The organism is Mucilaginibacter dorajii, assembly GCF_024808255.1.
Classification (GTDB): domain Bacteria; phylum Bacteroidota; class Bacteroidia; order Sphingobacteriales; family Sphingobacteriaceae; genus Mucilaginibacter; species Mucilaginibacter dorajii.
Map to the genome: position 1 here is coordinate 317,034 of NZ_JANTYS010000004.1, position 24,525 is coordinate 341,558.

Genomic DNA, 24,525 nt, shown 5'->3' on the forward strand with positions numbered 1-24,525 from the left:
AAATGATTAATTAAATTATTCAAAATTTAATACCCGTTCTGCCATGCGTAATCCGGTGGTTAAGGCGGCTTCTACCGTGCCCATTGCTGTGCCTTCGTAAAGGTATTCGCCGGCAAAAAAGATGGTGTCCTGTATGGGTTGGCATATGATCTTGCGGGCCCGGTCGGCTGCTATGGTATCATAAGCATAGGAGCCAAGGGTAAATTCATAGGCAGTCCAGTTCACTATCTGCCAGCTAAGGAGTTTTTCCGTTAGCTTATCGATATCGTAATTGAAAATGTTAGCTAACGAGTTTAAGCTTTGGGCTAATACCTCGTTGTTTGAGGTATGAATCTTTGCGGCAGCATCAGGCCCGCCAAGCCAGCCTGTTAGTACATTAGCATATTCCGGGTGCTGTGTCCACCAGGTGGGGATTTCCTGCTCACTGAAAAGGTAACCCATATCTCTGGTTTGTTCGTTTATCCAAAACGCTTCATTAAACTCAAGCAATACCTTTATCACCGCTCCAAAACCCATAGCGGCAGTAGCCTTGCTAAGCTCCGGTATTTCGGGTTTAAAGCTCAACGATGCTATTTTGCTTGCATCCGCTTGTAAAACGCCCAGTGGGAGCGCTATGAGCAGCTGCGTGGCCTTGTAAACTGCATCGGTATCAGTAGTGATTTTTACTTTGGCTTGCTGCCACTCAATTTGTTTTGCAATGGCGTTTAAGTGGATCTGTCCGCCGGCTTGCTTTATTTCGTCAGCTAAATAGTTAACAAGGCTTACATAACCTCCTTCAATGCGATATTGAGCGCCCATATCCTCGGCCTGCCACTCTTTCCGTAAGGAAAATGAGCTTGCTTTTGCCGGATCGCCGTTGTCATAGCCAGATACGTATTGACGCACCATTTTGCGCGTACCCTGGTATTCATCGGCACTAAATTCCCGTTGCAGGAAATCGTCAATGGTGATATCCTGTTCAAGTGCGTTGAGCTTTTCTATGAGTTGGTCCCAATGCTCTACAAATGGCCCGCCGGTAGTAAAACTGCCGTTTTCGTATTTGTACATATTGGCGCTGGCATGATGATACTGGATGCCTGCCTCCTCCAACAAACATTGCGTAACCGGTAAATCGCCATGGATAAATTCGGCACCCAACTCCATTATCTGCTGCGATGGGCCGTGCTTAATCGTGTGGATGCGGCCGCCGATACGGTCACGCGCCTCCAGCACAATTACTTTTTTGCCTGCTTTGGCCAATGTACGCGCGGCCATTAAACCGGCGGCACCTGCGCCTATGATGATTATATCGGTATCTGTCATGATAGATGTTGGCTTAAAGCCATGTTTTATATACAAATATGGTGTAATGTGGTTTTAAGGCCAAAATTCCGGCGAAATGATCTGCCGCTTTCACCGATAAAATCCTTTTGCTTACCGGATAGTTTGGTTGTACTGCCAGTATTCTATTGTTGTGCTTTGAATGCCGCCGTACTTTTAGGGTATAATTTTAATACTTACAACGATGAACAACGATATAAACACCCCAGTAGAAACCCCAAACAATGGCAAAGTTGCCGCCGGGGTTATTTTATTAGTAATAGGAGCTATATTACTGGTAGATCAGTTTCAATTGTTTTTTATCCCCGACTGGCTATTTAGCTGGCCAATGTGGATGATTGCCTGGGGCGCATACATGGGGGCTAAATACAATTTTAGAAAACCATCATGGATGATCATTATGCTGATTGGCGTGGCCTGTTTAATTGACAATAACTTTGATGGTGCCGATCGTATTGTTTGGCCTATAGTCATCATGGGCTTTGGCACCTGGCTGGTATTAAAACCTAAGAAACAAAAGGAAGCCTACTACTTTGACAACAAAAAAGAAACCTTCCATTTTGATAAAGCCGCCGAACCCAAAATGTAATTGATTTAGTTTTAATAGTTTGATTTAAGGGAGAAACTGGAAGGTTTCTTCCTTTTTATTTGGGCTAAAAATTGTTGAAGATACAATGAAGAACAATGTAGAGACGCAATATTTTGCGTCTCCCGCATGCAAATCAATCGATTAGGAAATGTCTCTGTAAAGTCGCTCTGTATAGCCTGAGACGCAAAATATTGCGTCTCTACATTTAATAACCCTTATATCTTATCCATCTCCCCCTTTATAAACTCAGCTAATTCCTTCACGTAAGCAGCGCTGAAATCAAATTTGATACCGGCAGTTTCGTAAATTTCTTTGATAGTTTTGGTATAGCCAAGCTTTAAAGCATCAAGGTATTGCTGCAATCCTTTTTCGGGGTTTTCCTTGTAGTTTTTCCAAACGGCTATAGCGCCAAGTTGGGCCATGCCATATTCGATGTAATAAAACGGAACCTCGAAAATATGCAGTTGTTTTTGCCATAAATTAGCCTCGGCATCAGGATGATCGCTCCAGTCAACAAAGCCTGCGCCAAATGGCTCATAGATCTCCATCCAGGCTGCGCGACGGTCGGCGTCAGTATGATCAGGGTTGGTATAGATCCAGTGCTGAAACTGGTCGACAACGGCTACCCATGGCAAGGTTTTCAACACATCAAAAAGCTGATCGCGTTTAGCACGTTTCAGGTCTTCTTCGTTATCAAAAAACACGTCCCAGTTATCCATCGAAATCAACTCCATCGACATAGAAGCCAATTCTGCAACTTCTGAAGGGCAATGTTTAAAATCGTTTAGTTCCAGGTCGGCAGTTAAAAAGGTATGTACCGCGTGGCCTCCTTCGTGAACCATGGTAGTCAGATCGCGGAAGGTATTGGCCGAATTCATGAAAATGAACGGCGCGCCGGTTTCTGATAACGGGTAATTATAACCGCCCGGTGCTTTGCCTTTACGGCTTTCTACATCAAACAGGTTGTTTTCTTTCATGATCTCCAAACGTTCGCCCAGGTAGCTATTGATATTGGCGAAGCATTGGATAGATTTTTCGATTAGTTCGCTGCCGTTATTAAACGGTTTTAAAGCCGGTTTGCCCGATACATCAACATCCATATCCCATGGCTTTAAAGCCGGTAGGGCAAGGGCTGTTTTACGTTTTTCGGCCTGCACACGCAGGATAGGCACAATTTCTGTTTCAATAGCCGCATGAAAGGCGTAGCAATCCTGTGGGGTATAATCAAACCTGCCCAACGCCTGGAACATATAGTCCCTGAAGTTTTCAAAACCCGCATTTAAAGCAACGGTATGGCGCAATTTACGCAGGTGATCAAAAAGGGTATCTAAAGTATCTTTTTCCTGTAAGCGGCGGGCTGTTATTTTCTCCCAAACCTCCTGGCGTTTGGCACGGTCGGTTCCTTTTAAAAATACCGAAGCCTGCTCTAAAGTAAATTCCTTATCATCAATATGGACAGACATCGCACCGGTTATCGACTGGTATTTTTGTTGCTCCACCTGGATCTCGGTTTGTACCGGGATGTTTTCTTCGCGGAACAGTTCTAATGATTTTTTGATCGCCCGCAAAAAGATAAAATATTTTTCGCCGTCAAGCTGATCGATATATGCGCTGGCTACCAGTTTTTTGTTCAGCTCATTATCATAAGGCGCAATTTTGGGTGATATCTCTGTAGCGAAATATTGGAAACTTTGCAGCAGTTCTTCACTGTTGGTATCGCAGGTCATGCGGATATAGCGCCAGGCCGAATCTTCTTCTAATGCAGCTTCCAGTTCGCTCCTGTCATGCAGCCACTTTTCCAGTTCTTTAACCGAATTAATAGGGCGTTCCAATAATTCTTTATAAAAAGGCTCAAGGATTTCCCAGGTAATATCAAGCTTAGCCGGGATATATTTTCTTGTTTTTTTGTGGATCATAATTTTTAGATGTGCAAATATGCGTGTATGCAAATATGCAGATTTAGTCGGAAAGTCGGGAAAGTCCGGGAAGTCCGAAAGTTGGAAAAGTCCGAAAGATTGAAAAAATGTGGTTGATTTAATCAATGTATTTGATCTTCTGGATACTGGGGGGCTGAGGTTCCCAGGCCTCACTACTTTCGGACTTCCCGGACTTTCCCGACTTACGGACTATGCCTTCGGCTTATACAGCGTTTTCGACATTTCGGTAATCCCGTCCTTGTAACTGGTAGGTTTAAAGTTGAAGGCTTTTTCGAACTTGCTGCTGTCAAAAATATAGTCGTGGTCATACTGGTAATACATTTCTACCGTGCCCATTACCACTTTTTGAAACAGGCCTATTAGCCACAACATATATTTTTTAATGCTGAAAAACTTCGGGTTAACTTTATAAACATTTGCTGCAATTTCAATAAACTGTTTGCCGGTAATGGCAGGCGGCGTTGGCAAATGCCAGACCTGGTTAGCACTGTCGGGTTTTTTGCCCAGCAGATACATCGCTTTACCTGCATCTTCAATAAAAATAAAGTTGTGCTTTTTGCTTGCGTCGCCTATCCATTGCGCGGATTGGCCGGCGGCATATTTGCTGAGCACCATCATATCAATAAAGCTGTTGGTTGAGTCGGTACCATAAAAGTCTGGCGCACGTGCTATAGTGGCGTTGATTTTCCCCGCTTTTACTTCGGCCATCAGCATATCGGCAATACCTGCGCGGACGGTGCCTTTCACACTGACCGGGTGATAAGGTGTATCCTCCATCATAGCGCCATCAACCAGGCCATACATGTAAACATTGTCAAAAAATATAAGGCGGGCACCTGTGGCTTTGGTTACGTTGATAACGTTTTGCATAATGATGGGCCATTGCTGCTTCCATACATCTTTATCATAAATCAATCCTGCTACCAGGTAAATGATGGTTGATCCTTTTGCTGCCGATAAAACCTCATCGTAATTCAGTAGATCGGCCTTTTGCCAGGTTATGTTTTTACCGGTTGTGTTAACGGGTTTGCGGCTAACCAAGCGGATGGTTTCGTTGGCGTTCATTAATTCGCGGGTTAGGGCATTTGCCACCGGACCGCCGGCTCCTAATATAGTGTGCATGATCTTTTTCGTTTTGTGTATAACAAAGGTATAGCGGGCTTGTAAGCCAAAACGTTAACAAAAGATAAGAAAAACACGATTTATAGATTAAGCAGGATTGATAGGATTTGATATGCAGATTTCAAATTTCAGATATGCAGATAAAGTTGTGGTTGATGATGAATCACATAATGAGGTACTGTTATCATTGAGTTTTGCTTTTTGCTTTAAGCCTTCTGCTTTAAGCTTTCTTAAGCGCTTATCTTCATGATCCTCCGCCTTATCCGCGAAAGCGAAACAGGGGTGACCCCCAAAAAATTGGCTATATAATGTTGTGGGATGCGCTGCAATACCTCACCGCCGGTTTCAATAAGTTTGCTGTAGCGTTCTTCGGGTGTTTGGGTTACAAATGCGTTTACGCGGTCTTCGTAACAAATCAGGTATTGCTCGGCTATCAGCCTGCCAAAGCGTTCCATTTTACGGCCGATAAATTCATCGTCGTAAACCTGTTGGATAGCTCTGTAACTTAAGGTAACTATCTGGCTATCTTCCAGTGCCTGTATATAGTTTTCGCCAGGCTGGCGGGTTAAAAAGCTTTTGTATGAGCTGAGTAGTTCATTCTCAAAGCTAAAATAACCGGTTATTTCTTCGCCATCCTTTACTAAAAAATAGCGCACTGCGCCTTTAACAACCAGGCCTATGTGGTTGCAAATTTTGCCTGGTTCGGCAAAGTTTTTCTTTTTTTTGAGGATGCTTACCTCCAAATGTGGCGCTAATGCCTGCCATTCCATATCATTCATGGGCACATAGGTTTCTACATGCTCCCTGAATTTTTGGAGGGCTGTTAGCGGGTCCATATCCTATCCAGTAAAAATAAAACCGCGAATACCACGCTGGCTATACCATTGGTGGTCATAAAGGCAAAGTTAACCCGGCTTAGGTCGGTTGGTTTTACCAGCAGGTGTTGGTATATCAGCATGGAGCAGAAGAACAGGATACCTACATAATACAGGATACCTACGTGGGTAAATAACACCGGCATCATAATAAACAGGGCCGAAAGAACATGTAAAAATGTAGAAAGCCTTAAAGCGTTCACTTTACCAAGGTATGCCGGAATAGAGTGCAGGTTTTGGCTGCGGTCGAAATCTTCATCTTGTAGAGCGTAAATGATATCAAAACCACTTACCCAGCATAAAACAGAGAGCGAGAAAAATACTGGTGTTAAGGCAAACGCGCCGGTAACTACTAAATAGGCGCCAATAGGGGCTAAGGATAAACCCAGACCTAATACCAAATGACAAAGGGCGGTGAAACGTTTGGTAGCGCTATAACCCATGACCACAAATAAAGCAATTGGTGATAAGTAAAAGCATAACGGGTTGATAAAAAAAGTAGCCGCGATAAACAGCCCGCAATTGATCAGGGTAAATGTTAAAGCCGCCGGCGCGCTGATCCGGCCTGCGGGGATATCGCGTTGTTTGGTACGTGGGTTTTGGGCATCGATATCCCTATCCAGGTAACGATTAAAGGCCATGGCTGAGTTTCGGGCAAAGATCATACATAGCACCATCAGCACAAGTTTTTTCCAGTCGAAGGTGTGTTCAGTAGTAGTTATCGCCAAAAAAAAGCCGATGAATGCGAACGGCATGGCAAAAATGGTATGCGTAAAGGTTACTAATGAAAGGTATTTTTTCATTTGCTGTTAGTCTCTTGGTTCAAAATGCGGTATTACAAAACTCTTATTAATATTATCAATAAACCCTAAAATCTCATCCCTGCCAGATTGTAGCTCAGACGAGGTTACAAAGTATTGCGGAAATTCCTCAAATGTTTCGGTTAGTGATTTTTTAAACTTAGCAATATTCTGATCTGTTTTTACGCTTGATTGTTTATCGGCTTTGGTGAAAACCAATACAAACGACAATCCTTTTTCGCCCAGCCAGTTGCAAAACTCAAGATCGATCTTTTGTGGCTCAAGGCGGCTGTCAATCAGCACCATTACGCATTGCAGACTTTCGCGTTTATCAAGGTAGTTATGGATAAATTTGTTCCAGTTAGCTTTATTTGTTTTAGATGCACGTGCATAGCCATAACCAGGCAAATCCACAATGTACCAGGAATCATTTATAAAAAAATGGTTAATCAACTGTGTTTTACCCGGGGTTTGCGATGTTTTTGCCAGTCCCTTTTTTGCGGTAAGCATATTGATCAGCGAAGATTTGCCCACATTTGAGCGACCTATAAAAGCGTACTCGGCCTTTACAGGAGGAGGTAACTTACTGATTTGGGTATTGCTGCAAATAAATTCGGCTGTTTTAACAATCATGCTGCAAAGGTAGGGTTTTTGTTTGTTGTTGTTCTTGTTGTAATGTTGTAATGTTGTAAAGTTGAAATGTTTGTTATTCTTGCAGTAACGTTTGAATGTTATAAAATTGAAATGTTGTTATTTCAAAGATGAGGAACAATTCTCCACAAAATAAATGTTTAAACATGTTTTACAAATAGGCGACAAATTCAATCAGAATCCTGGTTAACTTTACTAAATTAAAGCATCTGGGTTTCAATAACCTTGTAACATTACAACTTTACAACCTTTCAACAACATATAACAATGGAAGATTATAAAATACCCGCCCAAACCCGCATCGGTCACGTTCATTTAAAGGTAAGCGACCTGCAAAAATCCCTTGATTTTTATTGTGGGCTGCTCGGCTTTGATAAAATGCTGATGTACGGCGACCAGGCTGCATTTATTTCGGCCGGGGGATATCATCACCACATTGGTTTAAACACCTGGCATAGTAAGGGGGCATCGCCCGCGCCGGAATATGCGCCGGGCTTATATCATACCGCTATTCTTTACCCCGAACGTAAGGACCTTGCCCTGATATTGCAAAGACTGATCGATGCAAAGTACCCAATCACCGGGGCATCAGACCACGGCGTATCCGAAGCCATCTACCTGAACGATCCCGACCAGAACGGTGTTGAACTATACTGGGACCGACCTAAAGAACTATGGCCGACCAACGAACTTGGCGAGATGACCATGTTTACCCGCCGCCTGGATATTGAAGGCTTACTGGCAACTATTAAAGGCTGATAGCCAAACTTTTTAAAGTAAGCTTTTTGACCCTTACGAAACCTCGCGGATACCTTTCCGGCACCTTATGGGTAACCTGCTGCGCACTTAACTATTACCAAACTCATCCAAACTATACCCTTTTATAAACTTTAAAAAGTATTTAATATTTTGATAATTAGATGTTTAAATAAGTTTAGGTCTTGTAAAATGGCTACCTCTTTTAACCAAATAACCCGATCATCTTTTACAGACGACCGGGTTATTTTATACCATCAAATATAAGCAAAATTTTGCGCTTTACTGCTGGATTTTGCAACATGCGGAGCAGTTTTTATAGATGCACCTGCGATGTAAACTGCTACGCTAAGCTAAAATTTTAGCTCATCTGCTAAATCGTTTAATCGTGTTATAGTTCCTTGATCCTGATGTTCCTGAAATAAGCTTTATGGCCATGGTCCTGCAAGGCAATGAGACCCGTTTTAGCGGTGCCATAGTCGGGATAATCTTTCCATTTGCCTTCGGCTTTCTTTTTGTTCCATTCATCGGTCCAGGCTTCAAAGGCAATGATCTTCGATCCGTTAAGCCAATGCTCCACATGACCGTTGTTAAATACTATTTTGCTGATGTTCCATTTGCCGATTGGTTCCACCTTTTTTAAGGTGTTGGGCAGGTGCATGGCATAGTCGCAGCCGTTTTTTTGCCATTCTTCCAGTTTGTCGGGCCAGCCTTCATCGTCAATGATTTGGTATTCTGGGCCGGTGGCGTAGGTGGAGTGATATTTAGCATCTTCAATTACGTGATATAATACTCCACTGTTGCTGCCTTTATCAATTTTCCATTCCCATTCCAGCTCAAAGTTGGTGTAGGCTTTATCAGTAACAATATCGCCGCCGGTATCGCCTTCGGCAGCGTCAAGGCAAACCAAAGCACCGTCAATAATGGTCCAGTTTTTTACAGGTGTGGTTTTATTGAAACTGTGCCAGCCTTTTAAGGTTTTACCGTCAAACAGATTAACCCAGTTACTTTTTTTAGCAGTCACCTTTACATGTGGCGGCACTTTTACTACTACTGCCGACGTTTGCACACAAACCACCGCCGCGGCTGCCATAATTAGGCCGAGCTTTTTTAATTGTTGTTTCATAAGTTTATTGGATAGGTATGTACTTTTCTACTATGATTCAGTTCCGACCCGCCTCAGGGTCCTCCTTTGGAGAGACCCCGAGGGTACAGGGAAGGTTAAGATTTTTTTCGCGCAAAGGCGCAAAGGCCGCCAAGTAAAAACTTAAAATCTTTGCGCTTAGCGCCTTTGCGTGAATATTTATTCCAGTAAGCGATTTTTGTCTCAACTCTTGATTCTTGACTCTTAATTCTTTTTCCCCACCTGCATTCTCTCAGGGTCCCAAAACATGGGGCTATCTTTGTAATAGCTATCATTACAAAGCAGGGCAGGGGCGGCGGCGCGATAACCAAAAATGGCATCCTCGGTTACTTTGCCATTGTTCCTGATGGCGGTAAAAAAGTTGACCATATGATCATAAGGGCCGCCCATATAACCTTTGTCGGCATCGTAAGTGATCTCTTCGGGCGGCAACATCTTTTTGCGCTCGGCATAGCCAACACCCGCTTTTTTCAATTTGTCCAGGTAAAAAGGATCGTCGCTGGCAAAGGTTTTATTGCGTTTAAGGGTTACTTTATCCCAGGTAATATCCATCGATCCCTCGCTGCCTACCAGTTTTAAATAGGTGGTACCGCTGGTGCCATCCACAAAGTTGCAACGTAACGATAGATTAAAGGCCGGATGCGCCTGCGTTTTGCCATAATCAAAAGTGCCTAACAACACATCAGGTACTTCGCGGCCATCGTTCCAGAAACGTAAACCGCCAGATGCGTAGATCTTATTTGGCCCTATCGAATCGGTAATAAAATGCAGGCTCGAAAACAGGTGCACAAATAAGTCGCCGGCCATGCCTGTGCCGTAATCGGTATAATTTCTCCAGCGGAAAAAGCGCTTGGAGTCATAATCGCGTTTTTTGGTATTGCTGATGTAGGTTTCCCAATCTACAGTTTGGGTTGATGCATCTGCCGGGATAGGGTATTGCCAAACCTCCAGCGGTTCGCGCCTGGCCCAAAAGCCCTCGGCATAATTAAGCTGACCGATAGCACCACTTTTTAATAGCTCATGTGCTTTCTCGTTCCCTAATGAGGATACGCCCTGGCTGCCCACCTGGAAAATTTTGCCGGTTTCCTGCTGTGCTTTAATCACCGCCGGACCTTCGCTTATGGCATGTACCATCGGTTTTTCGCAATACACATGTTTGCCGGCATGCATGGCATCAACAGAAATTTGCTGGTGCCAATGATCGGGCGTGGCTATAATCACCGCGTCGATATCTTTGCGGTTCAGGATCTCTTTATAAACTTTAGTGGTAAAAATATCCGCGCCGTATTTGGTTTTGGCATCTTTTAAGCGGCCATCATACAAATCGCAAACGGCAACCAACTTTACGCCCGGTACTTTCAGCGCGGTATCGGTATCACTGTTGCCCATGCCGCCGGCACCAATCAGGGCAATATTGATCTGATCATTATACTCATAGCCTAATTGGCGTTTGAGTATGGCAAAGGGTTTAACAGTGTTACCGGCGGCAAACAGGCTATTGCCCACAGCCACCGCGGCTGTTGTGGTAGTTAATTTTTTGATGAAACTGCGGCGCGAGGATTCTTGTTTTTCTTTCATAGATAAGGAAATGAACTTTATACTAAAATTAATTTGTGAGAAACTATAAAATATAACCTCCTATAACAGGATGGCAATAGAGCGTTGGTTTAAACAGGATTGGTTTTTAAAATTAGTGAATTGACTTTACATTCAAAGAGCGTCTTTTAAGTATTTATCATTTAAAAGCGATGGGGTTTAAAACCTAAGTGTTCGAAAGAAAAATGACAAAGGCGGGTTTTTCGTACTTTACGGTGTGCTCTTTACGGCTGTTACTACTCACCCGGTCAACGCTTCGCTGGACCGCCCTCTCTCCGGCAAGCCGCAAAGAGGGCTTAAAAAACAAACGGGAATTTTCCGTCCCCCCTATGCGACGCAGTCGGAGAGAGGGGAAGACGGGCGAAGCCGAGTCGGGGTGAGTCGTCCTTGGTTAGTTTTTCATTATGCCCGCTGCCCGGTTCTAAAAGCGATTTCCCCGTCAACTTAATCCATCCCGATAAAACAATCAATATACAATCACTATCTTTGCCGCTACTATCAAAATGAGCAAAACCATAACTCCCTACAATAACGAGCAGGCTACCAAAAAAGAACAGGTGGCAGATATGTTCAACAATATATCCAAAACGTATGATTTTTTGAACCACTTCATGTCCTTGGGTATCGATATCATCTGGCGTAAAAAGGCTATTAACGAATTGAAAAAAGATCAGCCTAAACTGATCCTTGATGTAGCTACTGGTACCGGCGACTTTGCTTTTGAGGCTTTAAAAATCCTGAAACCAGAGCGCATTATTGGCGTGGATATTTCACGTGGTATGCTGGATATTGCCGAGCAAAAAATTGAAAAACGTGGCCTTGGCGATAAATTTGGTGTAAAACTTGGCGACTCGGAAAAACTGCCTTTTGGCGATGCCGAGTTTGACGCGGTTACGGTTGCCTATGGCGTACGCAATTTTGAGAACCTGGAAGTTGGCCTGGCCGATATTCAACGGGTGCTAAAACCTGGGGGAAAAGCGGTGGTATTGGAATTTTCAAAACCGAAGACATTTCCTGTTAAGCAGCTTTATAACTTTTATTTCAACTACATTACCCCCGGCATTGGTAAGCTGTTTAGTAAAGATGCAAGGGCGTACAGTTACCTGCCCGAGTCTGTTGCCGCTTTCCCGGATGGGAAAAATTTTGTTGCTTTGATGGATAAAGTAGGCTTTAAAAATACCAAACAAAGGCCTTTGGCGTTTGGTATTTGTTCTATATATACAGGCGTTAAATGATTAAAACCCGCTACCTTTTACTTGTATGCTTTATGTTTTGCAGCCAGTTTTTAATGGCTCAACACGAAAATGTACCTGCATGGGGTGGCGGTGCCGACCAGGTTGATCTAAGCTGGGGTTTTAGCTTCAGTTACGTAGCCAGCGATTTTAAGATCACCAAAAAGCCAAACTGGCGCAGTCCTTTCTTTGATAAAGGCACGGGCACTTATATTACAGATTCGGTAAACAGCATCAGCTCAAAAAGTACACCGGGTTTTGCCATAGGTTTTATAGCCAGGTATACATTAACCGAGCATTTTGAAGTGCGCAGCACACCATCGTTGGTTTTTGCCGATAGAAATTTGACGTACACCTACGCCAACCCCGATCAAAACCAGGTGAAGCAGATACAAACCACCTCGTTTGAAATTCCGCTATCATTCAAGCTCAAGTCAGATCGCCTTGGCGATTTCAGGGCTTACATCCTGGGCGGTGTTAAATATACCCAGGCCATTGGCTCCAAAAAGAGCGAAGCCAACCTCGATCCGCTTGATAAAGCCGTTAAAAATGTATGCGGCTTTAGTTCTTATGAAGCCGGTATTGGCTGCGATATTTATTTCGAATATTTTAAGCTATCGCCCCAAATCAAAATCTCCAACTCATTTGGTAACCTCCTTGTAGCCGAAGATCATCCTTTTGCGGCACCAATAAGCAAGCTATCGTTACATACGGTAATGTTTAGTTTATTTTTTGAGTAGGAGCCCCCTCTAAATCTCCCCCGGAAGGGGAGACTTTTGTGTTTTTTTTTTAAAGCCCTCCCTTTCGGGGCGGGTTTGGGCGGGGCTTATTACCCTTACAAGACAATAATTCAAACTAAAAAACATAATTTCGCTGCCATAGTTATCCTACTACTATGAGTAAAATTGCTTTAATAACAGGTGCTACCGCTGGTATAGGCGAGGCTTGCGCGCATGTGTTTGCGCGTGAAGGTTATAATTTGATCTTAACCGGGAGGCGCGAGGACAGGCTTAATAAGGTTGCATCGTATTTGAATGATAAATACAATGTAGAGGTTACGGCCATGTCATTTGATGTGCGCAACCGTGCCGAGGTTATCGAAAACCTGAATGAGCTCCCCGCCGAATGGAAAAATGTTGATGTGCTGGTTAACAACGCCGGCTTAAGCCAGGGACTTGATCCCATCCAAAAAGGCGATATTGATGATTGGGAAACCATGATTGATACCAACATAAAAGGCTTGCTTTACGTAAGCAAGGTGGTATCAAACTGGATGATTGATAACGGCAAGGGCCATATCATCAATTTAGGTTCAATAGCAGGTAAAGAGGTTTATCCAAACGGTAACGTATACTGTGCCACCAAGCACGCCGTTGATGCCTTAAATAAAGGCATGCGGGCTGACCTGCTGCCGTTTGGTATAAGGGTTACCGCTGTACATCCAGGCGCTGTTGAAACCGAATTTTCGGAAGTGCGCTTTAAAGGTGATAGGGAACGGGCTAAAAAAGTTTACGATGGTTTTGAGCCATTAATAGCCCAGGATATTGCCGAAACCATTTGGTTTGTAGCATCGCGCCCGGCGCACGTAAACATCAACGACCTGGTAATTATGCCAACCGCGCAAGCAACGGCAACTAATATATTCAGACACTAGATGTGCAGATTTCAGATGTGCAGATGAGTGATTTGATAAATTTGATAATGTTCGGTCGCACTACAACAAGTCAATTATGCACTCATTAAAATTAATCTGCACATTTGCACATCTGAAATTTGCACATTTGGAAACACATTTGCACATCTGAAATCTGCACATCTAAAATCAAAATAATGTCACTAATCACACAAATAGACCAGGATATAAAGCTGGCTATGTTAGCTAAACAGCCAGACCGTTTAAGGGGTTTGCGCGCCATTAAATCGGCTTTGTTACTGGCCAAAACAGAAAAAGGAGCTGCTGATGAACTCACCGAAGAAGGTGAGATCAAGGTACTTCAAAAACTGATTAAACAACGGAAAGAATCGGCCGATATTTACAAAACGCAAAACCGCGAAGATCTGTACGAGATTGAAATGGAAGAGATGCGTGTAATTGAGCCGTACCTGCCGCAACAGATGAACCGCTTTGAAATTGAAGGCTATTTACAGGACTTAATCGGCAGGATAGGAGCCACCTCAACCAAAGATCTGGGCAGGGTTATGGGTATGGCCAATAAAGAACTTGCCGGCAAAGCCGATGGTAAAACTATCTCTGAAATTGTAAGGCAACTGTTGGGTTAATCAATAATTTATCAATATAAGCTTAATATCTACATTGATAAATTATTACTATAATTGCTGAAACTCGTTCGCAATAAACTAATTTTATAGCGGATTAACACATTTTTATACTAAAACGGGTTTTGGTATAGTTAATTGAAAATTAATACTGAATATTTATATGGATTTCGTGCTTAAAGAGGAACACGGTTTTAGTTACATCGATGAGGGCGAAGGAGAGGTGCTGTTACTACTGCACGGTTTGATGGGGGCGTTAAGCAATTGGGACGGTGTAATTGATGAGTTTAAATCAAAATACCGTGTAATAATACCTATATTGCCTATTTATGATATGCCGCTGATAACAACAGGTGTTAAAAGCCTGTCAAAATTTGTGCATAAGTTTATAAAGTTTAAGCAGCTAAGCAATATTACCATGTTAGGTAACTCGCTTGGTGGTCATGTTGCCCTGGTTTACGTGTTGGCCCATCCCGAAAATATTAAGGCGATGGTGCTTACAGGCAGTTCGGGTTTATATGAAAATGCCTTTGGTGGCTCATTTCCGCGCCGCGAAAGTATCGATTTTGTTCGCGAGAAAGTGCAGTATACATTTTATGATCCGGCCATTGCAACAGATGAAATGGTTAACGATATTCATAAACTGATTAATGACAGGCATAGCGTGCTCAGGCTGCTGGCTATGGCAAAATCGGCCATCCGTCATAACATGAAAAAAGATCTCCATAAAATGACCTTACCGGTTTGTTTAATATGGGGTAAAGATGATAAAATTACGCCACCAGAAGTGGCAGTAGAGTTTAATGAAGAGTTACCAAACTCCGAGTTGCACTGGATTGATAAATGCGGCCACGCCCCAATGATGGAGCGGCCCGAAGAGTTTAATGTACTGTTGAGCGCGTTTTTAAACAAAATAAAAGCATAACATGATTGCAATTGAACTGATAGCTGATGCGATACCCCCGGCGCATACCTCTGATACCATACAGAAGGTGTATGAGCGTATGGTGGAGTTTCGTGTCCGCCATTTGCCAATTGTAAACGAAGATCAATTTTTAGGGTTAATATCTGATGATGATATGCAGGGCGAAAGCGATAACCAAACGCCCGTTGGCGCATTGGCCTTATCGCTGGTAAACCCGTATGTGCGCGAGGATCAGCATGTTTATGATGTTATCCGCCTGTTTCATGAACGTAAGCTCACTGTGGTGCCGGTTTTGGATGTTAAACAAAACTACTTGGGTGTTATCACTATAAATGCTATTACAGATTATTTTGCGCAGATTACCTCGGTTTCGCAGCCGGGTGGCATTATTGTGTTAGAGATCAATAACAAAAACAATTCGCTGGCGCATATGGCCCAAATTGTTGAATCTGATAACGCGCAGATCCTGAGCTCCTACGTACAAACCTTCCCCGATTCAACCCGCATGGAAGTAACCCTTAAAGTTAATAAACAGGATATTTCAACCATCATAGCCACATTCCTGCGTTATGAGTATGATATTAAAGCAACCTTTAACCATACCGATCATAACGATAACGCCAAAGACCGCTACGATTCACTCATGAATTACCTTAATCTTTAGTTAGTTCATGGTTAATGGATCATAGTTCATGGCCAGCAAGTAGATCATAGCATGATTGTCATCGATAAGAAAGCCATGAACCATTATCTATGAACCATGAACAATTAACCACCCAAAATGTAAAGCATGAAAATAGCAATTTACGGCCGGCCATTTAATGAACCATCGGTATTACCGTATATTCAGCAGGTGTTTGATAACCTGGCCCACCATAATGTTGATATCTATGTGCACCAGCAGTTACATGATTATCTTCAGGATAAAATTACCGGTGTACAATACAAACTGCTGCGTACTACCGATTCATTAAAAGGTTTTATAGATGTATTTATAACCCTTGGCGGCGATGGCACCCTGTTAGATATGGTTACCGTTATCCGCGATTCGGGTATCCCGGTAATAGGGATCAATTTTGGTCGCCTTGGTTTTTTAGCCAGTGTAAATAAAAGCGATATCAACGCCGCTATTCACGCGGTAGTAAATAAAGAGTTCACGCTTGATTGCCGTGAGTTGCTGAAGATAGATTCAAAGGCCGATATTTTTGGTAACGATAACTTCGCCCTTAATGATATTACCATTCATAAGCGCGACGACGCGGCCATGATTATCACCCATGTGTTTTTAAACGACGAGTTTTTAAACTCCTATTGGGGCGATGGATTGATCATATCAACCTCAACCGGCTCAACAGCGTATTCGTTAAGCTGCGGCGGACCGATCATCTTCCCGCAATCAAACAGTATAGTTGTTACCCCTGTATCGCCGCATAACCTTAACGTAAGGCCTATTATTTTGCCCGATAACAGCAAACTGTGTTTTGAGGTAGAAACCCGCAGCTCCAAATACCTGGTATCCTGCGATTCGCGGATGGCCGTTATGGACGAAACCATTAAATTTCATGTACAAAAGGCGGGTTTTCAATTAAATTTAATCCGCCTGAATAATGAAAGTTACTTAACCACGTTAAGAAACAAACTATTATGGGGACTGGATGCCCGTAACTACTAAATTTGCTGGATGCCAAAATTTGTACTTTGTATGTTTTTTTTACTTGCAACCTACCAACTACAGGCCCAAACCTGGGAGGTAGGAGGCTCATTGGGTGGCGCGGGTTACATTGGCGACTTAAACCCTAATAACCCCGTAAAAATAAGCGGCCCATCTGCCGGCTTATTTGTTAAACGTAATTTCGATGGTTATTTATCGGCAAGGATAACTTTTAGCTACGCCCGGTTTGCGGCGGCGGATAGCACTTCATCCAGTCAGCAGTTCCGTGATCGTAATTTGAGTTTTACCGATGGGGTAAAGGAGTTGACTGCCATAGGCGAGTTTAATTTTCTGAAGTATATTCCAGATGCCGGGCCTAACAAGTTTACCCCTTTTATATATGCCGGTATTGGTGTAGCGGCCTACGCGCCGCGCGCAATGTATAACGGGCAGGGTGTAAACTTAAGGGAGTTAAAAACAGAAGGTCAAAAGGCACAATATGGCGACAATACCGTAGTTATTCCATACGGCGTGGGAATCAAGTATAACATCGGCGGTAAATTCAACCTTGGGGCCGATATTGGCTATCGCTATACTTTTACCGATTATCTTGATGATGTAAGCGGTACCTATGCCGATAAAAGTAAATTAACAGGTGTCGCAAGGGCTTTGTCAGACCGGTCTGGCGAGAAAACCGGGGTGTACATTGGTACAACCGGCACACAGCGCGGCGATTTTAAGCCCCGGGATACGTATTTTCTGCTCAACTTTACCATATCCTACACGTTTGTAATCCAACGTTGTTATTTTCAGAATTAAATTTCGACAAAACATATAAAATAAAATTTTATTTTGTAAAATATGTAATAATTGATTTTATAGTTCGTTATTTGTAAATAATCAGTATTTAATACTGTATTTAGCAATTAACCTTAAATCTATAAAGTCATGGCCGAATTAGCATCTTCAACCCCACGCTCAGGCGCAGCGCATGGTCGCAAAAAAATGAATGTACGTGTCGATCTTACTGCAATGGTCGATCTGGCTTTCCTGCTTATCACCTTTTTTATTTTAACCACTACGCTTCAAAAAACCAAAGCAATGGATCTGGCTATGCCCGTAAATGAGGGTGATGAGGCTGTTCCGGCGAGCCGTAGCCTAACCATTTGCCTGGGCAAAAATAACCAGGTAATGTATTACCTGGGCGAACTGGCCAAACCAATTATAGCCCCCACACTTACCAACTTTAATAGTACCGGTTTACGGCAAACATTAATTGAAACCGGTAAAATGATCAGGGCAAAATATGGTAAAAACATGATTGTACTGGTAAAGCCGAGCGATCACTCTAAATACAGCAGCCTGGTGAGCACGCTTGATGAGCTTAATATTACCCAAACTCAAATATTTTCTATTGTTGATATAGCACAGCCCGATATTGATGCTTTGAAGCAAAAAGGCGTTTACTAACAGCCGGTATAAATTTCTTTCAAAATATTTTTATATCCTTCATGAGTACATATACAGCCGTCATTGAGAGTATCAAGATCTGCAGACTCGGAACGAAATCATGACGTAAACCGGGCGCAGAAGACTCACCCGGCTACGCTTCGCTGGCCACCCTCTCTTCGCTTTGCGGAAAGAGGGGTTTGAACGCTTTTTCTCTTAAATTATTGAACAACAATCAATACTATTCAGACCCCTCTTTCCGGCGAAGCCGGAGAGAGGGTGCCGCGCGTAGCGCTGGCGGGTGAGTCTTCTTCGCCATGCAATCTACGTCATGCCCACCTTCGCAGTCCGTCGGATTTAAAACTTATAATGACGATCTTTTTATTTATTTCTAAAAAGGCGTTTACTAACAAATTAACCACCCTTATCACCCTGATTAAAGCCGGGCATTTGAGTAATCAGTGCCTGGTTTTTTATTTTATAGTTATTTAAATTTCAGTAAAATGCAATTTAAAATATTGTTTTATGGGTTTTTGATGACATTTAAAGGCTTTATTTACAATAAGATTTTCTTTTGTTGTTGCATACTAAAAAAATACAAAGTAAGTTTTACCTTTGTACCCTGAAAAAACCGGGAATTTGGCAATTATACACGCTTAAGCCCGGTTGATTGGTAACGCAGATTAGTCTAAAAAACAAATATTTATTAGACATAGCATTGATAAACGTATAAAACAGGCGTGTCTTTTATATAAGCCATAAAGCCGGCTTTTTATTTGAACAATATGGAATATTTGGATCAGATTGATTTGTTGAAATTGCCTAAGCATGTAGCTATCATTATGGATGGCAATGGGCGCTGGGCAAAAGAAAAAGGCAAATTAAGAGTATTTGGTCATCATAACGGGGTAACATCTGTAAGGGATGTTGTGGAGGGATGCGATAAAGTAGGTGTAAAATATATCACACTATATACCTTTTCATCAGAAAACTGGAACAGGCCTAAATTTGAGGTAATGGCTATAATGGAGCTTATGGTAAGCACCATTAATAAAGAAATTGCCGGCTTTATGAAAAACAACATTAAGCTTAATGCCATTGGCGATTTGGACCTGCTGCCCCCCAAATGTTTAAAAGAGCTTAACTCGGCCATGGAAAAAACCAAGGGTAATACCGGGGTTATCCTCACGCTGGCTTTAAGTTATGGTTCAAGGCGCGAAATTTTACATGCAACAAAAAATATTGCTGCACAGGTGAAAAGCGGAGAACTGGAAATTGAAGATATTAATGAAGCCGTATTTGAACGCAATTTATTCACTAATGATATGCCCGACCCTGAATTACTGATCAGAACCGGCGGCGAATATCGGATAAGTAACTATTTATTATGGCAAATTGCCTATGCCGAATTGTATTTTACAACCAAGCTATGGCCCGATTTCAGGAAGGAAGATTTGTACGAAGCGATACTTGATTATCAAAAACGCGAACGTCGTTTTGGTAAGACCAGCGAGCAGGTTAACTAAATTTTTTCTTTTAACAAATTTTAACAACTGTATAAATTAATTTTAGCCCACTAAAATATTCGAATGTATAAATTTCTTTTTGCTATTCTTTTCTCTGTTTTTGGTACTGCTGCCTTTGCCCAGATTTCCAATTCGCCAAGGCAACCCCTCACCAAACAGATACCGGCCGATAGTTTAAGTTACCTTAATCCGCACGATTATATTATTGGTGGTATTACTGTAAGTGGGGTAAAATATTTGGATAAAGACAATTTAATATTGTTATCTAAATTAACCAAAGGCGATAGGATCAATATTCCCGGCGAACGTAATGCCGAGGTAATAAAGAAATTATACGAACAAGGCCTGTTTGATGATGTACAGCTAAACATCACCAAAATTAACCTGGATACCGTTTACCTGGAGATTGTGGTAGTGGAACGTCCGCGTTTATCACGCATGCACATCACGGGTATCCGCAAAGGCGAAATTGAAGACATTCAAAAAAAGCTAACCGATAAAACAGGTAAAATTGTAAACGAAAACTTACTAAGCACCACATCGGCCATTATTAAAAGGCACTTTAACGAAAAAGGCTTTTTAAATACCACCGTTATCATGACCCAGCGTAAAGATCCGGGAGATGCCAACAGCGTGATATTGGACGTAAAGGTTGATAAGAAAACCAAGGTGATGATCAACAACGTTACGTTTGAAGGCAACAAGGCATTCTCACAAAGCGATTTGCGTGGCTACCTGAGCAAAACACGTAAAAGAAGATGGTATAACGTTTTTGGTTCAAAGAAATTTAAACAGGATAAATACGAAGAAGATAAAGTTAACCTGGTTGAAAAAATGCAGGCCAAAGGTTATCGTGATGCCGAACTGATCAGTGATTCTGTTTGGAAAAATGATGATAAAACGGTTAATGTAAAACTTAAAGTTTACGAAGGTCCTAAATATTACTTCGGTAAAGTGAAATTCAGCGGTAACGCCAAATACCCATCTGCATTACTGGATAGGATCATGCACATTAAAAAAGGTGATGTATTTAGCGAAGATGAATTAAATAAAAGGTTAAGCGGCCCTACACCAAGTAATGACGACGTTTCATCGCTTTACTTAAATGATGGTTATTTAACCTTCAACGCCGATCCGGTACAAACAAGGGTTTACGGAGATACCGTCGACCTTGATATCCGCATTTACGAAGGCCCGCAATATACCATTAACCGTGTAAGCTTAAAAGGTAACGATGTAACCAACGATAAGGTTGTATTACGTGAAATTCAAACCAAACCAGGCCAAAAATTCAATAAGGAGTTATTGATCCGCAGCGCGCGTGAAATTGGTCAGTTAGGTAACTTTGATGAGCAAAAAACCGAACCTAAACCAACCAACATCAACCCCCAGGATGGTACAGTAGATATTATTTATAACGTTGTTGAAAAACCGTCAGACCAGATTGAGTTATCGGGTGGTTTTGGTGGCGGGCAGCTGGTGGGTACACTGGGCCTTACGTTCAACAACTTCTCGTTAAGAAATATATTTAACCTTAAAGCCTACAAGCCACTGCCTAAAGGCGATGGTCAGAAACTAAGCTTAAGAGGTCAGTCAAGCGGTCGTACTTATCAAAACTTCTCGTTCACTTTTTCTGAGCCATGGTTAGGTGGTAAAAAACCAATTTACTTTGCGTTGTCTGCCTATACACAAGGCAGCTCAACCGGTCAGTACTATCCAAAATCGAGCCCTTACTACAATAACCTGCGTATTAACGGTGTGGGTATTACTTTGGGTAAAAAATTAAGATGGCCGGATAACTATTTCCAATTGAATTACTCGTTAAACTTTGACCACTATAACCTGGATAACTATACCGGTTACCTGTTTAGCAATGGTACATCGTTCAACATTAAGTTAACCCAGGAGTTAACCCGTAACTCAATTGATATGCCTATTTTCCCTACACAGGGTTCAAATATTAAATTGACTATCCAGGCAACACCTCCATACTCGTTGTTTAACAATGTGAACTATAAAGTAGCAACCCCACAGGAGCGTTACCACTTTGTGGAGTATTACAAATTCAAATACGATGCACAGTGGTTTACCAAAATAGTGGGTAAATTTGTGTTGATGAGCCAGGTGAGGTTTGGTTTCCTGGGTATGTATAATAAAGAGGTTGGGCCTTCGCCGTTTGAGCGCTTTAAATTGGGTGGCGATGGTATGCAGAGTTACCAGTTTTTACAAGGTAGCGAGATCATCGGCTTAAGAGGTTACCAAAACTTCTCTATTGTGCCAGAAGGTTCAAACGAAAACCAAAACACCAACACAGGTAGTACCATCTACAATAAATATACTTTGGAACTGCGTCACCCGGTTATTGCCAGCCAGTCGGCTACGATATTCCTGTTAACCTTTGCCGAAGGTGGTAACGTTTGGAACAATTTTAGCCAGTTCAGTCCGTTTAACGTAAGGCGTTCAGTAGGTGTGGGAGCAAGGATATTTTTACCTATATTTGGCTTGCTTGGATTAGATTACGGTTACGGATTTGATAAAATACCTGGTGCACCTGATGCAAACAAAGGCCAGTTCCATTTTACAATTTCTCAGAGTTTATCCGGCGGATTTAATTAATTTGCGCAGCGATATATGAAAAAGATAATTTTAATAGCCATTTTAACGTTTACAGCATTTGCGGGAGCATATGCACAACGTTTTGCTTATGTTGATTCGGAATATATTCTAAAGCACATGCCAGAGTATGCCTCATCACAAAAGCAGCTGGCAGCATTATCTGATCAGTGGCAAAAAGAAGTTGACAGTCGCTTTCAGGAGATTGACCGTTTATATAAAGCATACCAGGCCGATCAGATATTGATGACGCCCGATATGAAAAAACGCCGTGAGGCCGAAATTGTAGATAAAGAGAAAGCCGCCAAGGATTTTCAGCGCCAGAAATTCGGACCGGATGGTGAGCTTTCACAAAGAAGTACTGCGTTGGTTAAACCAATTCAGGATAGGGTGTCTAAAGCTGTACAAGCTGTTGCCGAGAGTAACGATATAGACATGATCTTTGATAAAAACAGTGAAGTGATCATGCTGTATGCAAACCCAAGGTTTGACAGAAGCGCCGATGTGATCACCAAGCTTGGGCTTAAGCCCGGCGTATTGGCCAAGTAAACTTTTGAATAAATAAAAATAAGAACAGAACTAATTAAACACAGGACAAGAAAAAATGAAAAAACTATTTAAAGTTGCTTTAGTTGCAGTAGGAATGATATTTGCCGGCAACTTTGCCCATGCACAAACTAAAATTGGTCATATTAATTTTAACCAGCTGATTGACTTATTGCCAGAAACTAAAACAGTTTCAACCCAGATTCAGGCTTACCAAAAACAATTCATTGACATGCTTACTACCATGAACAATGAGTACACTACTAAAGGCCAGGATTTTCAAAAAAACCAGGCTACTATGACCGATGCGGTACGTACTGCAAAAGGTAACGAATTACAGGATATTCAAAAACGCATGGCTGATTATCAAACTAACGCTCAACAACAGGTTGAAGCTAAAAAGAATGAATTAGGCAAGCCATTATTTGACAAAGCTACAGCAGCAGTACAAGCGGTTGCTAAAGCAAAAGGTTACGCTTATGTATTAGATTCATCACAAGTGAGCCTGTTGGTATCACCAGATGCTGATGATTTGATGCCGGCTGTAAAAGCACAATTAGGTTTAAAATAATATCAATTAACCGTCATTTATAAAAGAGCGCCCTGTATTTACGGGGCGCTTTTTTTATGTTTGTATATGAGCAATCAACCTATAGGCATTTTTGATTCAGGCTTTGGCGGCCTCACTGTTTTTAAATCTATTTATGAGCAGCTGCCCGGTTACGATTATATATACCTGGGCGATAACGCCCGCGCGCCCTATGGCAACCGCTCTTTTAAAACCATTCATGAATATACCTGGGAGTGCGTACAGTGGCTTTTTGCACAAGGCTGCCCACTGGTGATTGTGGCCTGTAATACGGCTTCGGCAAAGGCGCTGCGTACCATACAACAGCAGGACCTTAAAAATGCCGACCCAACCAAACGTGTACTTGGCGTAATACGCCCCACTGCCGAAATTGTTGGCAACTATACCAACACCAAACACATCGGTGTGCTGGGTACCAAGGGAACGGTACAATCCGGATCATACCTTTTAGAGATCAAAAACTTTTTCCCCGATGTGCAGGTTTATCAGCAAGCCTGCCCGCTTTGGGTACCGCTTATTGAAAACGGCGAATATGACCAGCCCGGAGCCGAATATTTTGTAAAACTATACCTTGATCAGGTGATGGCGCAATCGCCGGATATTGATACCATCCTGCTGGCCTGCACCCATTATCCCATCATCAAAGGAAAAATTGAAGCCAATTTGCCTGCACATGTGAAAGTGGTTTCGCAGGGCGACATCGTAGCCAAAAGCCTGGTAGATTACCTGCACCGCCATCCCGAAATGGAAACCCGGCTAACCAAAGCAGGCAGCCACCAGTTTTTTACAACCACAGATGACACTGCTGATTTCGACCATCACGCTTCGTTGTTTTTTTCAGAGCCAGTGAAATCGACTTATGTGGCCGCTAATGATTTGGTGGGTTGTTAGTGAGTGAGTGGTTGATTGAGTTGGATTCAGTTGATT

The 24,525-nt window shown here is 42.3% G+C and carries 24 protein-coding genes; 16 read left to right on the plus strand and 8 right to left on the minus strand.

Annotated elements, in window-relative coordinates; translation table 11 throughout:
* Nucleotides 1-15: 15 nt before the first annotated feature.
* The gene (locus FHS10_RS07590; protein ID WP_259089098.1) at nt 16-1,302 is read right to left on the minus strand and encodes a flavin monoamine oxidase family protein; all 1,287 of its coding nucleotides are present in this window, start codon (nt 1,300-1,302) and stop codon (nt 16-18) included.
* Nucleotides 1,303-1,504: 202 nt separating this feature from the next.
* Here FHS10_RS07590 and FHS10_RS07595 point away from each other — a divergent pair, with 202 nt between their 5' ends.
* A complete protein-coding gene (locus tag FHS10_RS07595; RefSeq protein ID WP_259089099.1) occupies nt 1,505-1,909 on the plus strand; it encodes a LiaF transmembrane domain-containing protein in 405 nt (134 codons plus the stop codon).
* Nucleotides 1,910-2,124: 215 nt separating this feature from the next.
* On the opposite strand, the gene FHS10_RS07600 is transcribed toward FHS10_RS07595, so the two are convergent.
* The 5 genes from FHS10_RS07600 to yihA form a co-directional block, all read right to left on the minus strand.
* Nucleotides 2,125-3,825 (minus strand): M3 family oligoendopeptidase, encoded by a 1,701-nt coding sequence (locus FHS10_RS07600; protein WP_259089100.1) that lies wholly within the window; start codon nt 3,823-3,825, stop codon nt 2,125-2,127.
* Between the two features lie 210 nt (nt 3,826-4,035).
* Nucleotides 4,036-4,968 (minus strand): NAD-dependent epimerase/dehydratase family protein, encoded by a 933-nt coding sequence (locus FHS10_RS07605; protein ID WP_259089101.1) that lies wholly within the window; start codon nt 4,966-4,968, stop codon nt 4,036-4,038.
* A 230-nt stretch (nt 4,969-5,198) separates the two neighbouring features.
* Nucleotides 5,199-5,804: a Crp/Fnr family transcriptional regulator gene (locus FHS10_RS07610; RefSeq protein ID WP_259089102.1), complete on the minus strand. Its 606-nt coding sequence runs from the start codon at nt 5,802-5,804 to the stop codon at nt 5,199-5,201.
* Nucleotides 5,792-6,646 (minus strand): UbiA-like polyprenyltransferase, encoded by an 855-nt coding sequence (locus tag FHS10_RS07615; protein WP_259089103.1) that lies wholly within the window; start codon nt 6,644-6,646, stop codon nt 5,792-5,794. The genes FHS10_RS07610 and FHS10_RS07615 overlap by 13 nt, the downstream gene beginning before the upstream one ends.
* A gap of 6 nt (nt 6,647-6,652) precedes the next feature.
* Nucleotides 6,653-7,276 carry a ribosome biogenesis GTP-binding protein YihA/YsxC gene (gene yihA, locus FHS10_RS07620; protein ID WP_259089104.1) on the minus strand — a complete coding sequence of 208 codons (624 nt, stop codon included), beginning with the start codon at nt 7,274-7,276 and terminating at the stop codon, nt 6,653-6,655.
* 285 nt (nt 7,277-7,561) lie between these two features.
* Here yihA and FHS10_RS07625 point away from each other — a divergent pair, with 285 nt between their 5' ends.
* The gene (locus FHS10_RS07625; RefSeq protein ID WP_259089105.1) at nt 7,562-8,053 is read left to right on the plus strand and encodes a VOC family protein; all 492 of its coding nucleotides are present in this window, start codon (nt 7,562-7,564) and stop codon (nt 8,051-8,053) included.
* Nucleotides 8,054-8,441: 388 nt separating this feature from the next.
* Here the strand turns inward: FHS10_RS07625 and FHS10_RS07630 are convergent, their stop codons facing one another.
* Complete coding sequence (locus tag FHS10_RS07630; protein WP_259089106.1) at nt 8,442-9,176, minus strand: 3-keto-disaccharide hydrolase; 735 nt, start codon at nt 9,174-9,176, stop codon at nt 8,442-8,444.
* A gap of 222 nt (nt 9,177-9,398) precedes the next feature.
* A complete protein-coding gene (locus FHS10_RS07635; protein ID WP_259089107.1) occupies nt 9,399-10,772 on the minus strand; it encodes a Gfo/Idh/MocA family protein in 1,374 nt (457 codons plus the stop codon).
* Nucleotides 10,773-11,293: 521 nt separating this feature from the next.
* Between FHS10_RS07635 and ubiE the strand changes: the two genes are divergently transcribed.
* From ubiE to murI, 14 genes are all read left to right on the plus strand, one after another.
* Entirely contained in the window at nt 11,294-12,025 is a 732-nt protein-coding gene (gene ubiE / locus FHS10_RS07640; protein ID WP_259089108.1) for a bifunctional demethylmenaquinone methyltransferase/2-methoxy-6-polyprenyl-1,4-benzoquinol methylase UbiE, read from the plus strand.
* The gene (gene porT / locus FHS10_RS07645; protein WP_344757722.1) at nt 12,022-12,762 is read left to right on the plus strand and encodes a type IX secretion/gliding motility protein PorT/SprT; all 741 of its coding nucleotides are present in this window, start codon (nt 12,022-12,024) and stop codon (nt 12,760-12,762) included. The genes ubiE and porT overlap by 4 nt, the downstream gene beginning before the upstream one ends.
* 155 nt (nt 12,763-12,917) lie before the next feature.
* A complete protein-coding gene (locus FHS10_RS07650; RefSeq protein ID WP_259089110.1) occupies nt 12,918-13,676 on the plus strand; it encodes an SDR family oxidoreductase in 759 nt (252 codons plus the stop codon).
* Nucleotides 13,677-13,852: 176 nt separating this feature from the next.
* Nucleotides 13,853-14,302, plus strand: coding sequence for a GatB/YqeY domain-containing protein (locus FHS10_RS07655; protein ID WP_259089111.1), 450 nt, complete (start codon nt 13,853-13,855; stop codon nt 14,300-14,302).
* A gap of 160 nt (nt 14,303-14,462) precedes the next feature.
* Nucleotides 14,463-15,224, plus strand: a complete 762-nt coding sequence (locus FHS10_RS07660) for an alpha/beta fold hydrolase (protein WP_259089112.1) — start codon at nt 14,463-14,465, stop codon at nt 15,222-15,224.
* A gap of 1 nt (nt 15,225) precedes the next feature.
* Nucleotides 15,226-15,888 (plus strand): CBS domain-containing protein, encoded by a 663-nt coding sequence (locus FHS10_RS07665; RefSeq protein WP_259089113.1) that lies wholly within the window; start codon nt 15,226-15,228, stop codon nt 15,886-15,888.
* Between the two features lie 126 nt (nt 15,889-16,014).
* The gene (locus FHS10_RS07670; RefSeq protein ID WP_259089114.1) at nt 16,015-16,896 is read left to right on the plus strand and encodes an NAD kinase; all 882 of its coding nucleotides are present in this window, start codon (nt 16,015-16,017) and stop codon (nt 16,894-16,896) included.
* A 9-nt stretch (nt 16,897-16,905) separates the two neighbouring features.
* Nucleotides 16,906-17,694 (plus strand): type IX secretion system protein PorG, encoded by a 789-nt coding sequence (gene porG, locus FHS10_RS07675; protein WP_259089115.1) that lies wholly within the window; start codon nt 16,906-16,908, stop codon nt 17,692-17,694.
* Between the two features lie 129 nt (nt 17,695-17,823).
* The gene (locus FHS10_RS07680) at nt 17,824-18,345 is read left to right on the plus strand and encodes an ExbD/TolR family protein (protein WP_259089116.1); all 522 of its coding nucleotides are present in this window, start codon (nt 17,824-17,826) and stop codon (nt 18,343-18,345) included.
* A gap of 764 nt (nt 18,346-19,109) precedes the next feature.
* Complete coding sequence (gene uppS, locus FHS10_RS07685) at nt 19,110-19,850, plus strand: undecaprenyl pyrophosphate synthase (protein WP_259089117.1); 741 nt, start codon at nt 19,110-19,112, stop codon at nt 19,848-19,850.
* Nucleotides 19,851-19,913: 63 nt separating this feature from the next.
* Nucleotides 19,914-22,466: an outer membrane protein assembly factor BamA gene (gene bamA, locus FHS10_RS07690; RefSeq protein ID WP_259089118.1), complete on the plus strand. Its 2,553-nt coding sequence runs from the start codon at nt 19,914-19,916 to the stop codon at nt 22,464-22,466.
* 15 nt (nt 22,467-22,481) lie between these two features.
* Nucleotides 22,482-23,012, plus strand: coding sequence for an OmpH/Skp family outer membrane protein (locus tag FHS10_RS07695; protein ID WP_259089119.1), 531 nt, complete (start codon nt 22,482-22,484; stop codon nt 23,010-23,012).
* Nucleotides 23,013-23,067: 55 nt separating this feature from the next.
* Nucleotides 23,068-23,580 (plus strand): OmpH/Skp family outer membrane protein, encoded by a 513-nt coding sequence (locus FHS10_RS07700; RefSeq protein ID WP_259089120.1) that lies wholly within the window; start codon nt 23,068-23,070, stop codon nt 23,578-23,580.
* Nucleotides 23,581-23,646: 66 nt separating this feature from the next.
* Nucleotides 23,647-24,489: a glutamate racemase gene (gene murI / locus FHS10_RS07705; RefSeq protein WP_259089121.1), complete on the plus strand. Its 843-nt coding sequence runs from the start codon at nt 23,647-23,649 to the stop codon at nt 24,487-24,489.
* Nucleotides 24,490-24,525: the final 36 nt, after the last annotated feature.

What these genes read in the sequence shown, in the direction of transcription:
- FHS10_RS07590 (WP_259089098.1), bottom strand. Translation starts at nt 1,302, where the DNA reads ATGACAGATACCGATATAATCATCATAGGCGCAGGTGCCGCCGGTTTA.
- FHS10_RS07595 (WP_259089099.1), top strand. Translation starts at nt 1,505, where the DNA reads ATGAACAACGATATAAACACCCCAGTAGAAACCCCAAACAATGGCAAA.
- FHS10_RS07600 (WP_259089100.1), bottom strand. Translation starts at nt 3,825, where the DNA reads ATGATCCACAAAAAAACAAGAAAATATATCCCGGCTAAGCTTGATATT.
- FHS10_RS07605 (WP_259089101.1), bottom strand. Translation starts at nt 4,968, where the DNA reads ATGCACACTATATTAGGAGCCGGCGGTCCGGTGGCAAATGCCCTAACC.
- FHS10_RS07610 (WP_259089102.1), bottom strand. Translation starts at nt 5,804, where the DNA reads ATGGACCCGCTAACAGCCCTCCAAAAATTCAGGGAGCATGTAGAAACC.
- FHS10_RS07615 (WP_259089103.1), bottom strand. Translation starts at nt 6,646, where the DNA reads ATGAAAAAATACCTTTCATTAGTAACCTTTACGCATACCATTTTTGCC.
- yihA (WP_259089104.1), bottom strand. Translation starts at nt 7,276, where the DNA reads ATGATTGTTAAAACAGCCGAATTTATTTGCAGCAATACCCAAATCAGT.
- FHS10_RS07625 (WP_259089105.1), top strand. Translation starts at nt 7,562, where the DNA reads ATGGAAGATTATAAAATACCCGCCCAAACCCGCATCGGTCACGTTCAT.
- FHS10_RS07630 (WP_259089106.1), bottom strand. Translation starts at nt 9,176, where the DNA reads ATGAAACAACAATTAAAAAAGCTCGGCCTAATTATGGCAGCCGCGGCG.
- FHS10_RS07635 (WP_259089107.1), bottom strand. Translation starts at nt 10,772, where the DNA reads ATGAAAGAAAAACAAGAATCCTCGCGCCGCAGTTTCATCAAAAAATTA.
- ubiE (WP_259089108.1), top strand. Translation starts at nt 11,294, where the DNA reads ATGAGCAAAACCATAACTCCCTACAATAACGAGCAGGCTACCAAAAAA.
- porT (WP_344757722.1), top strand. Translation starts at nt 12,022, where the DNA reads ATGATTAAAACCCGCTACCTTTTACTTGTATGCTTTATGTTTTGCAGC.
- FHS10_RS07650 (WP_259089110.1), top strand. Translation starts at nt 12,918, where the DNA reads ATGAGTAAAATTGCTTTAATAACAGGTGCTACCGCTGGTATAGGCGAG.
- FHS10_RS07655 (WP_259089111.1), top strand. Translation starts at nt 13,853, where the DNA reads ATGTCACTAATCACACAAATAGACCAGGATATAAAGCTGGCTATGTTA.
- FHS10_RS07660 (WP_259089112.1), top strand. Translation starts at nt 14,463, where the DNA reads ATGGATTTCGTGCTTAAAGAGGAACACGGTTTTAGTTACATCGATGAG.
- FHS10_RS07665 (WP_259089113.1), top strand. Translation starts at nt 15,226, where the DNA reads ATGATTGCAATTGAACTGATAGCTGATGCGATACCCCCGGCGCATACC.
- FHS10_RS07670 (WP_259089114.1), top strand. Translation starts at nt 16,015, where the DNA reads ATGAAAATAGCAATTTACGGCCGGCCATTTAATGAACCATCGGTATTA.
- porG (WP_259089115.1), top strand. Translation starts at nt 16,906, where the DNA reads ATGCCAAAATTTGTACTTTGTATGTTTTTTTTACTTGCAACCTACCAA.
- FHS10_RS07680 (WP_259089116.1), top strand. Translation starts at nt 17,824, where the DNA reads ATGGCCGAATTAGCATCTTCAACCCCACGCTCAGGCGCAGCGCATGGT.
- uppS (WP_259089117.1), top strand. Translation starts at nt 19,110, where the DNA reads ATGGAATATTTGGATCAGATTGATTTGTTGAAATTGCCTAAGCATGTA.
- bamA (WP_259089118.1), top strand. Translation starts at nt 19,914, where the DNA reads ATGTATAAATTTCTTTTTGCTATTCTTTTCTCTGTTTTTGGTACTGCT.
- FHS10_RS07695 (WP_259089119.1), top strand. Translation starts at nt 22,482, where the DNA reads ATGAAAAAGATAATTTTAATAGCCATTTTAACGTTTACAGCATTTGCG.
- FHS10_RS07700 (WP_259089120.1), top strand. Translation starts at nt 23,068, where the DNA reads ATGAAAAAACTATTTAAAGTTGCTTTAGTTGCAGTAGGAATGATATTT.
- murI (WP_259089121.1), top strand. Translation starts at nt 23,647, where the DNA reads ATGAGCAATCAACCTATAGGCATTTTTGATTCAGGCTTTGGCGGCCTC.